The sequence below is a fragment of the Rosenbergiella gaditana genome, assembly GCF_018494065.1.
Lineage (GTDB): Bacteria > Pseudomonadota > Gammaproteobacteria > Enterobacterales > Enterobacteriaceae > Rosenbergiella > Rosenbergiella gaditana.
This window is the reverse complement of sequence record NZ_JABBFR010000015.1, coordinates 56,836-71,109: the sequence shown is the minus strand read 5'-3', so window position 1 is coordinate 71,109 and position 14,274 is coordinate 56,836. Positions and strand designations below refer to the sequence as shown.

Sequence of the window (14,274 nt, the reverse complement as noted above, 5' to 3'; positions counted from 1 at the left end):
AGAGTTACTTATAGTAAATATTTAAATACCACCAATACCAATCTTACCTTGGCCGGATACCGCTACGCGACAAAAAACTATTTTACGTTCAATGAAATTAATACTCTTAATAAGAGGACGAAAAATTATCAAAGTAGTGATGAAGATAGGTACGACAACACATCAGACCTATCCTTAAATGAGTGGGATGCTATCCGCTCAGCTCGACCTAGAAACACCTTAACGTTGACCGTCAATCAGAAAATATATGATGGATATGGATCATTCTACATATCAGGAACGCAAAGGGATTATTGGAGTGATAACCAAAAGTCTCGTGAGTATCAAATAGGTTATTCTAATAGCATAAAACATATCAGTTACTCAGTATCAATGAGCAGGACTAGAAATAAAACAAATAATGAAGATAATAGGTTTTATCTAAATGTAAGCTTACCACTCTCCCTATTTGATAATAATAACTGGTTAAGTTCAGGATTATCGACGGTAAATAATAAGTATCAGCAAAGTAATATTACTGTTAGTGGGACTGCATTACCCTCCAACTTACTCAGTTACTCTTTAACGGCTAGTAACCAGAATGATGGTGGAAGTCTTGCTGGCTTCAATACAACCTATCGTTCGCAAGTCGCGACTGTAGGGGGGAGTTATAGTGAGGCCGATGATTATCGACAAGTCGGTCTTAGTGCTTCAGGAAGTATAGTCGCCTCACCTTGGAATGTACTTACAACAAATGAAAATAGCGATACATTGATTATTGTTGAGGCACCAAAGGCCGGAGGTAGAATGGTTAATGGCGATGCCAGTGTGATCACTAATAAAAATGGACTTGCATTAGTTCCTTATGTAACCCCCTACCGTCAAAATAGTATAACGCTGAGTGACACAGAGGGAAGTTATGGGGCTGATTTAGAAGGGAATATAAAATATAGCGTTCCTTTTCAAGGCGCTATAACCAAAGTTACCTTTACAACTGATACCCGTACCACTCGAATATTAAAAGTTAATTTTGATGATTATACACCATTGCCTTTTGGTGCTGAGGTTCTTAACGAAAAAAACCAAGAAATGGGGTATGTAGGACAATCGAGCACTCTCTATATAAAGTATGACCAACCACCTAAAATTATAAAAGTAAAAATGAAAAATCAGACATGTCAATTCAATATGGAAAGATATGAAATGAATAATAGTATTAATCTATGCACAGTGAGAAAATAGAATGAAGTACTTAATATTTCTTTTGACATTATTTTTTAGTGTGACGTCTGATGCTACCTGTTATACTAATCACGTATTGCAGCACTCATCGCCGATATCAATAGATCTATCAGACAAGTTGTCCGCACAATCCCCCACGTGGACAACCACTGTCAATACTACATTTTCAGGCACTTTCACTTGCACAACAAATAGTAGTTCTTTTTTATATACACCATTATTAATTAACAACGGTTCAAATCAAAGCGTCATTGGTTTTAACAATGGAAAATATAAAGTTCTAGCAGAAATAACCAATAGCCTGGATAATAAGACCCTCTCTGGAAGCCGCACGATTGATGCAAGTCAATTAAATGTTCCATTAACGATTAAATTTTCTCTTATAAATAAAGAGGGAAACTCTTCATCCAGTAATGTCGTGAACATAACCGATGCACTCATATTAACTGATACGAGTGGACTTTCTATTTTAGAAATCATCAACTGGCCCTTGAAGCAATTATACAAAATTGTTACTTGGCTATTAAATAACTTCACTTGGCCTTATGATGAAAGAGATATGTATTCTCAACCGATGATATTGACTTACGCCCCTAAGTCCACCTCCTGTAGTTTAACCAACTCTGGGATCACGATAAACCTCCCTAAATTAAGTATTCAGCAGGTTGCTAGTCAACCCACACCTGGGTTTACCTCATTTAATCTTAATTTTAGTTGTAATAATTTAGGAACTAACAATACAACTGATAGAGCTATCGATATTTTTTTATCAAGCTCCACTTTACTGCCTACGGATCAAATGACTCTTATCGATAATAGTAATAACTCAGCAAAAGGTGTTGGCTTTCGTGTTGTCAATATTAAGGACATGAGTAAACCACTTATTTTTTCTACTTCTCAAACAGTTAAGGGAAACGGCACATCTATTTTTTCCATTCCAAGTAATAATAACTTAAACAGTCATTTTAGTATCCCTCTTGGCGCTTATTATTATGTTTGGGATAAGCAAAAATTGTCCCAAGGAACGTTGAACAGTACGGCTGTTGTAAATATTGTTTATCCTTAATGTTGTAATATAAAATGGCTAGCAATAATAAATGCTAGTACAAAAATAATACCCCCTTAACCATTTTGGTTAAGGGGGTAAATAGCTGTACCTAATACCGCAACACTTATTCCAGTTCATGTTTTTGATCTTACCCATCAATGGTGGACACGCAACTAAGTGAGTAAACTCTCAATCAGAGGTGACTCATGACAAAACCAGTATCAACCAACAAAAAGCTCCGTAAATTGCACACGCCCGAGTTCCGTGCCGAAGCCGGCTTTGTTGAATAAATCGAACTTTTGCTGAGTTGAAGGATCAGATCATACATTCCCTTGTATTATCTGTACGTGATAATCGACCTGTACAGCAGGAAAATCACGGGTTACGAAGTGCATGAAGCACAAAGCGGTGACCTCGCGGCCTCCTTGATGCAAAGAACGGTACTGCGTGAAGGGGGCTGGCGTCAGCCACTGGTACTGCATGCAGATAACGGCGCGGCGATGAAGTCACAGACGCTGCAGGTAAAACTGGCGGAGCTGAATATCACCCCGTCACACAGCAGGCCGCGGGTCAGCAACTACAATGCCTATGCAGAGTCGCTGTTCCGGACCTTGAAATATGTGCCGCAGTGGCCATCGTCAGGGTTCGTGGCGCTGGAAGATGCCCAGAACTGGGTAAATAAATTTACTCAGTGGTATAACCGAACCGTGCACGATGACTGGCTGGGACAATACCTGTTTAGATCACTGAATGAATTACAACACTCGCCACGTACTGGCAAGGGTTTTATCATCACGTATGACCGAATATGGCACTGGAGGATGTCACGCCGATGCAGCATATTCAACGTGTTAACTGATTCTACTTATTACCTCCGTTAAAAATGGGGGGATTACCCCCAGACACAGGCCACCGATACAAAAGGTATCGAAATATATTGCGTGACGCGGGCATGGTCGGAAAAGATGCGCCACATAGTTTGCAGTATGCTTATGCTCAGGATAACCCCGGGTAACTACCGATGTTACACCGGGTGTGTTTTCATTGCTATTTAAGCCGAATTAAAGAAGAGCAGTAACATGGTTGAAGAGGCAAAGAGAGGCTTAACCTACAATATGGCATTGCAGGAAGGCCTCGAACCTGAAAGTTATGACTGGAAAAATATACCCGAGGGGGTATGGCGAGCTCGTCTGGAATTTAAAATATGGTCCAATAAATCACGGGCAGGCCATCTTGTCTGTTATATGACGTATCTCGAAGAATCGCGGCGTTACAGGCTATCTGCGTTCCGTCAGGGAAATGGAACGACAAGATATACTCCCAAAGACGGCGGTATTGATTTCTCAGAGAAAGGCCTTGAAGGGCACATCTTTCTTGTAACAACAGTAAGCACATCAAAAGGCGGAAGCGCCTGGATGGCTGCGGAATATGACGATTAGACCCGCCCTGCTGATTAATTTTCAAAATCCTGTTTGGGGTTTATCGCTGACCCGACGCTCCCTCTTCCGCATCCCTTAATCCTTCTGGAGTTGTGTATGTTTTCGCATGCTTACTGACGGGCAGTTGCTGGCTATCAAAAGGCTCTCAATGGACATGAACGCAGGCTATATAAGAGCAGCGCGAATCCACTTACCCAGTGCGGTTGAGAAAATCGCCTTTGACCGTTTCCATGTAGCAAAACAACTTGGCGAAGTGGTTGATAAAAAACTGGCGCTACTGATACCGTGCTCCCGGCAAAGTTCAGGAACCGGTGTTCCGGCTTCCGCCTGCTTAAGAATGGCGATTATCTGGCTGTCAGTGAAACGTGATTTTTTCATAGAAATCCCCCCTGAATTCAGGTTAGTAGAAAATTCTACTTATGAACACACCGATTTTTCGAGGGATTACCCTACGACAATGCCTGTACGGAAAGCTTCTTCCACTCGCTGAAAGTCGAATGTATCCACGGTGAACGCTTTATCAGTCGGGAAACGGTATTTAATTATATCGAGTGCGATTACAATCGGTGGCGTCGTCACAGTGCCTGTGGCGGTCTCAGCCCGGAACAGTTTGAAAACCAGAATTTCGCTTAGTGCTATGTCCACATTACGTGGGTAGCATCACTTGTCCAAGTGAGCTACCAATAAAAAGGACGTCCCCCGTTTTTCGCATTATCTCAAAACTAAACCGATAGAGTGCATTGCACAAATAGACCGGATACGGACCGTAAAAAATAGTCTTAAAGAGTCGGTAATACTCAATTTCATAAAATCGAATACTTACAGTGTAAAGCACCTAAAATGAGGAAAATGAATTGAAAAAGGCTAAGTTAGTAAACGGCTGATAAAACGCTAAGAAGGGCAAGAAACGTCAAGCAGAAGAGTTTAGTAGAGTGGTTGTGACGACCATAAATAGACCATGGCTCAGAAACGACAAAGCCCCGCATTTCTGCGAGGCCTTTGAAATAGTGGTGCCCGAACTCGGAATCGAACCAAGGACACGGGGATTTTCAATCCCCTGCTCTACCGACTGAGCTATTCGGGCAACGGGGCGCATTAAACCTTATTCACGCAGCCTCGTCAACACTCTTTCTTAAAATTAAATCTGTTTGCTCAACTTTGCGACAACTTGCTGCGTTTAACATCATCTTGGCTGTGCTATCGCCGGTTTAGGCGTCGCACTGGTTACTGGCTCCGTCGGGGTGGCTAAGATGGCTCCTGGATGTGCACTCTCTACCGGCAGCATCGCTGGGACACCTTGACCAGGGGTCAAGCTCGTGTCTGACTCATGCGGTAGCATAATATGGTCGAGTATTTTCCTCATAACCGGTGCAGCCACTACCCCATCACTCCCCCCATTCTCCAAAATTAACGTGACGGCCACCTTTGGATCATCAAACGGGGCGAATGCCGTGTAAAAAATATGGTCACGTAAACGAACAGGTATCATTTTGGCATTATAGACTTGGTTTTGACGCAAACTAAACACCTGAGAGGTACCACTTTTTGCCGCAATGCCATAGGGAGCCGTGTGGAAGTATTTGTAACCTGTTCCATTCGGCGCGTTAGCCATGCCGAACATAGCCCGACGTACCAGTCCCCAGTAGGGAGAATCTGTTGTACCCACTTGTGTAAGCTGTTCCGGTACTTTGTACGGCTCGACTTGGTTACCTAATTGCTGCTTTTGCAGTAAGTGAGGGAGCATCACCTTGCCGTTATTCAATAACGTCACCAATGCCTTCTCCATCTGAATAGGCGTCGCAATCCAATAACCTTGTCCGATGCCGACTGAGATAGTATCCCCTTGGTACCAGGCTTTTTTACGCGCTTTGAGTTTCCATTCACGGCTTGGTAGTAGACCGCGATACTCTTCATTGAGGTCAATGCCCGATAATTTTCCGTAACCAAATTGGCTAAGCATATGATGTATTCGATCGATCCCCATCATATAGGCCACTTGGTAAAAGAAGGTATCAGCGGACTCTTCAATAGCTCGTGTTACGTTCAACATGCCGTGGCCAGTCTTTTTCCAGTCACGGTAGCGACGGTCAGTTCCCGGAAGCGTCCAAGTTGGTGCACCGAAGAAACTCGTCTGTGGCGTTATCACATTATTTAATAGTGCAGACATCGCCATATAAGGTTTTACCGTTGATGCTGGAGGGTAGAGACCCTGCGTAACGCGGTTAATTAACGGTAAATCCTTATCTTGTAGTAACTGTTTATACGATTGGTAGCTAATCCCTTTAACAAAAGGATTTGGATCGTAACTCGGACTTGAAACCATCGCTAATACGGAACCGTCGTGCGGGTCTTCAGCTAACACGGCGGCACGCTGCCCGACTAATTGACTTTCAATATATTGTTGCAGATGTAAATCGAGTGTCAGCCAGATATTCTTTCCTGCGGTGGGCGGCACTTCATTCAAAACACGGATAATACGACCGTGGTTATCGACCTCGACTTCTTGATAACCGGTTTTACCGTGTAATGCTGATTCATAATACCCCTCAATTCCCTGCTTACCGATATTATGGTCAGCAGCATAGTTTTCGCCGACGCCCTCTGCATTAAGTCGTTGGGCATCACGGTCATTGATTTTCGAGACGTAGCCCACCACATGTGCTAATGAGGCACCGTAGGGGTAAAAACGATCTTGGAACGAGTCAATACTCACCCCAGGGAAGCGATATTCATTGACGGAAAAGCGAGCAATTTCCTCCTCACTCAACTCCTCTTTCACTACAATTGGCTTATAGCGACTTGTCAATTTGAGGCGTTTTTTAAACTCTGCGACATCTTCCGCCGTTAAATCAATAATCGGTGCAAGTTGGTCCAACGTTTGCTGCATATCACTAATGTTATACGGCGTTAGCTGAAGATCGTATTGTGTCACGTTTTGAACGAGCGGGATCCCATTACGGTCATAGATCATCCCTCGCGTTGGCGCAATGGGGATCATTTTGATGTCGTTGGCATTGGAGCGTGTTTGATAATAGGCGTGCTGCTGAATCTGCAAATGCCAGAGATTGATACCCAGGATAGTAAAGCATAGACAGACAAAGCCCAACGCCACTAGCGCTCGACGGATAAATAATTTTTCTTCAGTTTCAAAATTACGCAGATTCATCGACAACTACTATTGGAGGGCAACAAAATTTCAATGCCTATAATAATGGGATTCAATCTCAGCACCAGTAACATTCGCATCGGAGACTAAATAAAGTGTGTCATTTAATAACAAAGAAGAGCGCCCAAGGCGCCCTTTTGTCTAATGATGATACTGGGTCATTGAGGGTTTAGTCACCTAGCAGCACAGATTCCAGAGCAATCTTAATCATATCATTGAAGGTGGTTTGACGCTCTTCAGCAGTGGTTTGCTCATGGGTACGGATATGGTCAGATACCGTGCAAATTGCCAGCGCTTTAGCTCCAAACTCCGCCGCAACACCATAGATACCGGCTGCTTCCATTTCCACCCCTAAAATGCCATATTTTTCCATCACATCAAACATTTCAGGCTGTGGAGAGTAAAAAAGATCCGCAGAGAAGATATTACCGACTTTCGCTTCTATGCCCAAGGTTTTCGCTGCAGTGACTGCATTATTCACCATATCAAAATCTGCAATGGCTGCGAAATCGTGGTCTTTAAAGCGCATACGGTTTACTTTTGAGTCCGTACTTGCTCCAAGGCCAATCACTACATCGCGTAATTTTACATGTGGCAATACAGCGCCACATGACCCTACACGGATAATTTTCTTAACGCCAAACTCGGTAATTAGCTCTTTCGCATAGATAGAACAAGAAGGAATACCCATTCCATGCCCCATAACCGAGATTTTACGGCCTTTATAGGTGCCGGTATAACCCAGCATACCGCGAACGTTATTCACTTCTACAGCGTTATCTAGGAAGTTTTCTGCGATAAACTTCGCGCGTAATGGGTCACCAGGCATCAAAACGACGTCAGCGAAATCACCCATTTCTGCATTAATATGTGGAGTAGCCATCTTTACATCTTCCTTTCACTTTATCGGTGGCCGCTAATGAGCCACCTTACTATCATTAAAATAGTGCTTTACCGTATTGCATCGGCTCTAGCTCAAAAAATTTTGCTAAGGTTTGACCTATATCTGCAAAGGTATCACGCTGCCCCAACGAACCTGGCTCTATACCCGGGCCATAGATCAAGACCGGAATATGTTCACGCGTATGATCAGTACCAGACCAGGTAGGATCGCAACCATGATCAGCCGTGAGGATTAAGATATCCCCCTCTTTCACTTCCGCCATCAGCTCAGGCAGGCGACGGTCGAATAACTCCAAGCCCCCAGCATAACCCGGAACATCCCGCCGATGACCCCAACTTGAATCAAAATCGACAAAGTTAGTAAACACTATGCTGTTATCTGTTGCGAGTTGCATCTCTTTGATGGTTGCATCAAACAAAGCATCCAGCCCGGTTGCTTTCACTTTCTTAGTGATACCTTGCTCAGCATAAATGTCCGCGATTTTGCCTACTGAAATCACCTCTCCACCAGCCTGTTTAAGCTTGGCTAGAACGGTTGGTGAAGGCGGCTCAACCGCTAGGTCGTGACGATTACCCGTACGCTCGAAATGCCCCGCTTTCTCACCAATAAATGGACGCGCAATGACTCGTCCAATGTTGTAGCCGCCGTCGGTTAATGCCTTACGGGCGATTTCACACAATTGATAGAGACGTTCCAGACCGAAGGTCTCTTCATGGCAGGCAATCTGGAAGACAGAATCCGCTGAAGTATAGAAAATCGGTTTACCCGAGCGCATATGCTCTTCACCGAGGGCATCTAAAATAACGGTACCTGATGAATGGCAATTCCCTAGATAGCCGGGTAATTGAGCCTCTTCCACTAACTGCTTCAATAGGCTCTCTGGAAATGAGTTCTCTTTTTCAGGGAAGTATCCCCAATCGAACAACACCGGCACACCGGCAATTTCCCAGTGTCCCGATGGGGTATCTTTGCCCGAGGAGAGTTCTTGCGCACTAGCGTAAGCCCCTATTACCTCAGCATCTCCATGCATACCCGCCGCTATTTTTCCGGTCGAAAGCTCAGCCGCTTTCACCAATCCTAGTGAGGTCAAATTTGGTAGCGTCAGTGGCCCTTTTCGGCCCTGATCGGCTAAGCCTTGTGCACAGGCTTCAGCAATATGGCCAAAGGTATCTGACCCTTTATCACCAAATTTTTCCGCATCTTGGCTGGCACCAATTCCGAATGAATCGAGAACCATTACAAAGGCACGTTTCATACTCATCTCCTTAATAAGGCCACTGAGATAAAAATTATCGATCAGGCCAGTATGCACCGATTAACAGTAAGAGTCTCAATATTTCGCTTGCAGGTCTTGTTGGCCGACACCACAAGTAGCGAGCAGGCTACTCAAAAGACCTGATGCGCCAAAGCGGAAATGTCTCTTATCTGCCCAATCAGGACCTAGAATCTCGGCAGCTAACGCTAAATAGGCTGCTGCATCTTCTGTTGAGCGTACACCGCCCGCCGCTTTAAACCCGACGCTATCAGCTTTGTTTTTATCACGGATAACCTCAAGCATGATACGAGCTGCCTCAAGCGTGGCGTTGACCGGAACTTTACCGGTTGATGTTTTAATAAAGTCCGCACCGGCATCGATCGCGATTTCACTGGCTTGACGGATAAGTTCAGCTTGCTGCAACTCACCACTTTCAATAATGACTTTCAGTAATACACCACTCAGTGCACAAACGGCTTTACAGTCGCGCACTAAAGCAAATCCGACTTCAGCATCACCTGCAAGCAGGGCTCGCCAAGGAAAAACCACATCAACCTCATCGGCACCGCTGGCAATCGCCGCACGGGTTTCTGCTACCGCAACGGTTATATCGGCGTTGCCATGAGGAAAGTTGGTGACGGTTGCGATTTTAATTTCAGGGGTTTCTTGTAACTGTAACGTTTGCCGAGCCGTGGCAATAAACTGTGGGTAAATACACACTGCGGCAGTATTCCCCATTGCACTTTTAGCTTGCTGACATAGGGTGATGACCACTTGCTCAGTGTCATCTTCATTCAGCGTTGTTAAATCCATCAGCCCTAAAGCAAATTTAGCGGTCTGGGTTAAATCAGTCATTATCCGTTACTCAATCTCAATGTTTTGGTAATTATACCAAACTGTTAACAAATTAGTGTGAGCTATTAGCAAGATGTCGCATTTCACCATGATAATTAGGACAGTGCCGCCGATAGCTTAGGGAAAAGGCATAAACTATTTTGCCAGACGCTTTCCCGCACCGTCTCCACCGATTTACCCTTCAATTCAGCAAGTATCTGGCAGACTACGACAACGCGCTCGGGCCTATTTGCTTCACCTTGATAACCATTAAGCGGCATATCTGGCGCATCGGTCTCTAATACCAAATATTCTAAAGGAATTTTACTCAACGCCTCTCGCGTTTTATGCGCACGTGGATAACTAATACTCCCGCCGACTCCGAGATAAAACCCTAAATCGATAAAACGTTTAGCTTGATGATAACTCCCTGTGAAACCATGAATTACACCTTTCGCCGGCAGATCAGTTTCCTTAAGTAATTTGGACAGTGGGTCATGACTTTTACGGGAATGGAGGATGACGGGGAGATGATACTCTCTAGCCAAAAGCAGTTGTGAAGATAACACCTCCCATTGTCGCGAGGCTAACGCCGCCAGTTCAGCGGTATAAAAATCCACGCCAATCTCGCCAATAGCGATGACTTCCTTATGTTTATCCAATAGGCGTTTCATCTCAACAAGGTCATCGTTGTGATGCTGTGGTGTCCACAGGGGATGTAGACCTAATGCAGGGAAAATTTCTGGGTGAGTTTGGGCAAGAGTTAAAATTAAAGAAAAATCACCAACCTGGGTCGCAGGAGTAATAATGGCTTTAAGTTGAGCCTGTCGAATATAAGTTAGGCTTTGCGTGAGATTGTGAGTAAAGATCGGAAAGTTAAAATGGCAGTGCGTATCAATATAAGACATAGGTTGTAGGGTATTATGCCAGCGTCCTTGCTAGCGGAGCTCATTTTGCGGGCACTATAACTTCTTACGTCCAGTAAAGAGGCTGACTAGGAATAAGATGATACCCACTACGAATACAATTTTCGCGGCCCATGCGGCAGTACCGGCTAAGGAACCAAAACCGAGTGCAGCAGCAATTAGTGCGATAACTAGAAAGATAATTCCCCAACGAAACATAAGCCACTCCTTATTAACATAAACCAGCTCAATAGCGCATAATGGATGTAATAACTCAGCTTCAGACAGCTCAACGCACTACCTTCAGCTCATTTTTGACTTTGTGAACACCTGAAATATCATTGACCAACTCTTCTGCTTGCTGCTTTTCTGAGCGTGTAGGTACTGTGCCAGTCAGAAAAACTTCACCGTGTCTCGTCGCAACATGAAGATGACGAGTCGTGATCTGTTTATCCGCCAAAAGACGCATAATTGCCTCGCTCGTCGTCGCAACATCACTGGCGTAAACCCTTACCGAACTCTCTTTTGAGCGACGTACGCGCAATTGATCGTCGAAATTTTCGACACCAGATACTTTTTGAACTAATAGACGGATATGATCTTTGTCATTCATTGAAGAAACAAAACCACTCACCGTTACCTTTCCTTGTTCAGTGTTAACGGATAAAGACGCAACTTGGGTCTTTTTATCGTCCAAAATAGCGGCTTTAACTTTAGCCGTCACCGCAGTATCACTTATAAAATGGCCAACATGATTAACAGATTGGCTAAATAGTGAGTGATTCTGTTGTGCGGTAACATTTAAGCTACCCAGAGCACCAAGACCTAACAGTATTGGCGCTACCGTTTTAAGCGTTAATTTCACTTTCATATCGTTTTGTTCTCAGTGACTCAAAAGAAACCGTTCACTGAGAAAGTTGTCATCTTTCCTTCAATCGGTTCTGTAATAAGAATAGTAGAGTTTAGATTTTTTGCGGGGTTTTAAGATTTAACTGACTGGCGAGATTAAAAAAAGCCCACCTTTGAAGTGGGCTGATAAAGATTAGTGTTCGCGAGTTTTACGGAAAATAACGTCTGGGTAACGTTCCTGGGTAATATTGAGATTCACCATTGTCGGTGCAATATAGGTAAGGTTATTACCACCATCCAAGGCGAGATTGACTTCATTTTTCCGCTGGAATTCGTCGAATTTTTTTACGTCATCACATTCCACCCATCGTGCGGTCGAAACGTTAATCGATTCATAAATTGCTTCAACATTGTATTCTGATTTTAAACGTGAGACGACGACATCAAACTGCAATACCCCAACCGCACCAACAATAAGATCATTATTGCTGACCGGTCGGAAAACTTGTACAGCGCCTTCTTCAGACAACTGGACCAATCCTTTTAGCAGTTGTTTTTGCTTTAACGGATCGCGAAGACGAATACGACGGAACAGTTCTGGGGCAAAGTTAGGAATACCCGTAAACTTCATTTTCTCGCCTTGTGTAAACGAATCTCCGATCTGGATAGTGCCGTGGTTATGCAAGCCAATAATATCACCGGGCCACGCTTCTTCAACGTGGGCACGATCGCCGGCCATAAAGGTTAGCGCGTCAGAGATCACAACATCTTTGCCCGTGCGGACTTGGTACATCTTCATGCCTTTTTCGTACTTACCGGAAACAATACGCATAAAAGCGACACGGTCACGGTGTTTCGGATCCATATTTGCTTGGATCTTAAATACAAAACCAGAGAATTTATCTTCACCCGCAATCACTTGTCGTTGGTCAGTAGAACGTGGCATCGGAGACGGCGCCCAGTCCACTAAACCATCTAACATATGATCTACACCAAAGTTACCGAGAGCAGTACCGAAAAAGACCGGGCTGAGTTTACCTTGTAAAAAGAGCTCGCGATCAAACTCATGGGAAGCCCCCTGCACTAGCTCCAACTCATCACGTAATTGCCCAGCCAATTCTTCACCAATCGCCGTATCAACGTCAGGGTTATTAAGCCCTTTAATTTTGCGAACTTCTTGAATAGTGTGACCTTTACCTGACTGATACAAAATGACTTCATCATCGTACAGATGGTAAACGCCTTTAAACAGTTTGCCACAACCAATCGGCCAAGTGATGGGTGCACAAGCGATTTTCAACTCGCTTTCGACTTCATCAAGCAATTCCATTGGATCACGAATATCGCGGTCTAATTTGTTCATAAAGGTGAGGATTGGCGTATCGCGTAAGCGTGTCACTTCCATCAGTTTACGGGTCCGATCCTCTACCCCTTTTGCAGCATCGATAACCATCAAACAACAGTCAACCGCAGTTAAAGTTCGGTAGGTATCTTCCGAGAAGTCTTCATGTCCTGGGGTGTCGAGAAGGTTTACCAGTTTGTCGTGGTAAGGAAACTGCATAACAGAGGTCGTGATAGAAATCCCTCTCTGTTTTTCCATCTCCATCCAGTCAGATTTCGCGTGTTGGTTTGACCCGCGTCCTTTAACTGTCCCTGCAGTCTGAATAGCCTGTCCGAAAAGCAGGACTTTTTCAGTAATAGTGGTTTTACCTGCATCAGGGTGTGAAATGATAGCGAAAGTGCGCCGAAGGGCGACTTCTTGCAGAAGGCGTTCTGTAGACATGCTTTTAACTTTAATTCCTGATGTTCGCGAGCACTTAAGCACTCATAAAATACAATTGTTGCTAGTTTACACGATTTCCCTATTGTTCGGTATTACCCAATCACCTTGGTAAGGATAAAAATTGCTCCGATTATTAAGATTAAAAAGCATCCGCTAATACGGACTAAGAATGATTAACAATTACATTCAATTTCTGGAATGAGTTTTATTATTAAATTATTGATTTAAATAGATTTATTTTAATATCGTACTTTATTTACCCCCAAGTATGGTGCATAATTATTAACCATAAACTGATGATTTTACTTTTGGGGACACAACTATGCTGACGCCTGATATGGTTTCTCGCTTAAATGAACAACTTAACCTTGAGTTCTACTCCGCCAACCTTTACCTGCAAATGAGTGCCTGGTGCAGCGATAAAGGCCTTGAAGGGGCCGCTTCTTTTTTACGCACGCATTCACGTGAAGAGATGGACCATATGCAACGTTTATTCAACTACCTAAGCGATGCTGGGGCATTACCTGTACTAGGCACGATTGAAGCACCACCGATTACGTTTGATTCAGTGAGTGACCTGTTTACGCTTACCTATCGTCACGAACAGTTGATTACTCAGAAAATCAATGAACTGGCGCATGCCGCCATGACTTCACAGGACTATTCAACGTTTAACTTCCTGCAATGGTATGTCGCTGAACAACACGAAGAAGAGAAGTTATTTAAAACTGTCTTGGATAAACTGGGTATGCTTGAGAATAGCTCAAATGGACTGTTCTTAATCGATAAAGATCTTGCTGCCATGAATGCCGAATCACACCCTGGCACAGCGCATAATTAATGTCTGCTATTGCGGACCTGAGAAAGGTC

General features: G+C 43.9%; 12 protein-coding genes, 1 tRNA gene and 5 pseudogenes. 8 read left to right on the top strand and 10 right to left on the bottom strand.

The genetic code is table 11. The features are described 5' to 3' along the window. The 6 genes and pseudogenes from HH682_RS11560 to HH682_RS11535 all read left to right on the top strand — a co-directional run. A partial coding sequence (locus tag HH682_RS11560; protein WP_214237696.1) for a fimbria/pilus outer membrane usher protein occupies positions 1–1,221 on the top strand: 1,221 nt, incomplete at its 5' end. A 1-nt stretch (position 1,222) separates the two neighbouring features. After that, positions 1,223–2,287, top strand: a complete 1,065-nt coding sequence (locus HH682_RS11555; RefSeq protein ID WP_214237695.1) for a fimbrial protein — start codon at positions 1,223–1,225, stop codon at positions 2,285–2,287. A gap of 317 nt (positions 2,288–2,604) precedes the next feature. After that, positions 2,605–3,071: pseudogene (locus tag HH682_RS11550) on the top strand (transposase); the annotation flags it as partial. Between the two features lie 117 nt (positions 3,072–3,188). Continuing rightward, a pseudogene (locus HH682_RS11545) lies at positions 3,189–3,272 on the top strand (integrase domain-containing protein); the annotation flags it as partial. 76 nt (positions 3,273–3,348) lie between these two features. Then, entirely contained in the window at positions 3,349–3,708 is a 360-nt protein-coding gene (locus tag HH682_RS11540; protein ID WP_214237693.1) for a hypothetical protein, read from the top strand. A gap of 103 nt (positions 3,709–3,811) precedes the next feature. Further along, a pseudogene (locus tag HH682_RS11535) lies at positions 3,812–4,018 on the top strand (transposase); the annotation flags it as partial. On the opposite strand, the pseudogene HH682_RS11530 reads toward HH682_RS11535, so the two are convergent. Then, a pseudogene (locus HH682_RS11530) lies at positions 3,973–4,086 on the bottom strand (transposase); the annotation flags it as partial. The pseudogenes HH682_RS11535 and HH682_RS11530 overlap by 46 nt on opposite strands. A 60-nt stretch (positions 4,087–4,146) precedes the next feature. Between HH682_RS11530 and HH682_RS11525 the strand changes: the two are divergent. Next, positions 4,147–4,341: pseudogene (locus HH682_RS11525) on the top strand (IS3 family transposase); the annotation flags it as partial. A 375-nt stretch (positions 4,342–4,716) separates the two neighbouring features. Here HH682_RS11525 and HH682_RS11520 read toward each other — a convergent pair. The 9 genes from HH682_RS11520 to prfC all read right to left on the bottom strand — a co-directional run bounded on the left by HH682_RS11520 (position 4,717) and on the right by prfC (position 13,404). Beyond that, positions 4,717–4,792 (bottom strand) — tRNA-Phe (locus HH682_RS11520). A 99-nt stretch (positions 4,793–4,891) separates the two neighbouring features. Further along, positions 4,892–6,874 (bottom strand): penicillin-binding protein 2, encoded by a 1,983-nt coding sequence (mrdA, locus tag HH682_RS11515; protein WP_214237692.1) that lies wholly within the window; start codon positions 6,872–6,874, stop codon positions 4,892–4,894. Between the two features lie 169 nt (positions 6,875–7,043). After that, positions 7,044–7,757 (bottom strand): purine-nucleoside phosphorylase, encoded by a 714-nt coding sequence (gene deoD, locus HH682_RS11510; protein ID WP_214237691.1) that lies wholly within the window; start codon positions 7,755–7,757, stop codon positions 7,044–7,046. A gap of 55 nt (positions 7,758–7,812) precedes the next feature. After that, on the bottom strand, positions 7,813–9,033 hold the full coding sequence (deoB, locus tag HH682_RS11505; protein WP_214237690.1) for a phosphopentomutase: 1,221 nt from the start codon (positions 9,031–9,033) through the stop codon (positions 7,813–7,815). Positions 9,034–9,108: 75 nt separating this feature from the next. Continuing rightward, on the bottom strand, positions 9,109–9,888 hold the full coding sequence (gene deoC / locus HH682_RS11500; protein ID WP_214237689.1) for a deoxyribose-phosphate aldolase: 780 nt from the start codon (positions 9,886–9,888) through the stop codon (positions 9,109–9,111). Positions 9,889–9,983: 95 nt separating this feature from the next. After that, a complete protein-coding gene (locus HH682_RS11495) occupies positions 9,984–10,775 on the bottom strand; it encodes a TatD family hydrolase (protein WP_214237688.1) in 792 nt (263 codons plus the stop codon). Positions 10,776–10,829: 54 nt separating this feature from the next. After that, a complete protein-coding gene (locus HH682_RS11490; RefSeq protein ID WP_214237687.1) occupies positions 10,830–10,991 on the bottom strand; it encodes a DUF1328 domain-containing protein in 162 nt (53 codons plus the stop codon). Positions 10,992–11,061: 70 nt separating this feature from the next. Then, positions 11,062–11,643: a BON domain-containing protein gene (locus HH682_RS11485; protein WP_214237686.1), complete on the bottom strand. Its 582-nt coding sequence runs from the start codon at positions 11,641–11,643 to the stop codon at positions 11,062–11,064. A 171-nt stretch (positions 11,644–11,814) separates the two neighbouring features. Further along, on the bottom strand, positions 11,815–13,404 hold the full coding sequence (prfC, locus tag HH682_RS11480; protein WP_214237685.1) for a peptide chain release factor 3: 1,590 nt from the start codon (positions 13,402–13,404) through the stop codon (positions 11,815–11,817). A gap of 322 nt (positions 13,405–13,726) precedes the next feature. Here prfC and ftnA point away from each other — a divergent pair, with 322 nt between their 5' ends. Next, complete coding sequence (gene ftnA, locus HH682_RS11475; RefSeq protein WP_214237684.1) at positions 13,727–14,245, top strand: non-heme ferritin; 519 nt, start codon at positions 13,727–13,729, stop codon at positions 14,243–14,245. Positions 14,246–14,274: the final 29 nt, after the last annotated feature.

Coding starts and splice junctions, on each gene's coding strand:
- mrdA (WP_214237692.1), bottom strand. CDS start 6,874: ATGAATCTGCGTAATTTTGAAACTGAAGAAAAATTATTTATCCGTCGA.
- HH682_RS11555 (WP_214237695.1), top strand. CDS start 1,223: ATGAAGTACTTAATATTTCTTTTGACATTATTTTTTAGTGTGACGTCT.
- ftnA (WP_214237684.1), top strand. CDS start 13,727: ATGCTGACGCCTGATATGGTTTCTCGCTTAAATGAACAACTTAACCTT.
- HH682_RS11540 (WP_214237693.1), top strand. CDS start 3,349: ATGGTTGAAGAGGCAAAGAGAGGCTTAACCTACAATATGGCATTGCAG.
- deoB (WP_214237690.1), bottom strand. CDS start 9,033: ATGAAACGTGCCTTTGTAATGGTTCTCGATTCATTCGGAATTGGTGCC.
- HH682_RS11485 (WP_214237686.1), bottom strand. CDS start 11,643: ATGAAAGTGAAATTAACGCTTAAAACGGTAGCGCCAATACTGTTAGGT.
- prfC (WP_214237685.1), bottom strand. CDS start 13,404: ATGTCTACAGAACGCCTTCTGCAAGAAGTCGCCCTTCGGCGCACTTTC.
- deoD (WP_214237691.1), bottom strand. CDS start 7,757: ATGGCTACTCCACATATTAATGCAGAAATGGGTGATTTCGCTGACGTC.
- deoC (WP_214237689.1), bottom strand. CDS start 9,888: ATGACTGATTTAACCCAGACCGCTAAATTTGCTTTAGGGCTGATGGAT.
- HH682_RS11490 (WP_214237687.1), bottom strand. CDS start 10,991: ATGTTTCGTTGGGGAATTATCTTTCTAGTTATCGCACTAATTGCTGCT.
- HH682_RS11495 (WP_214237688.1), bottom strand. CDS start 10,775: ATGTCTTATATTGATACGCACTGCCATTTTAACTTTCCGATCTTTACT.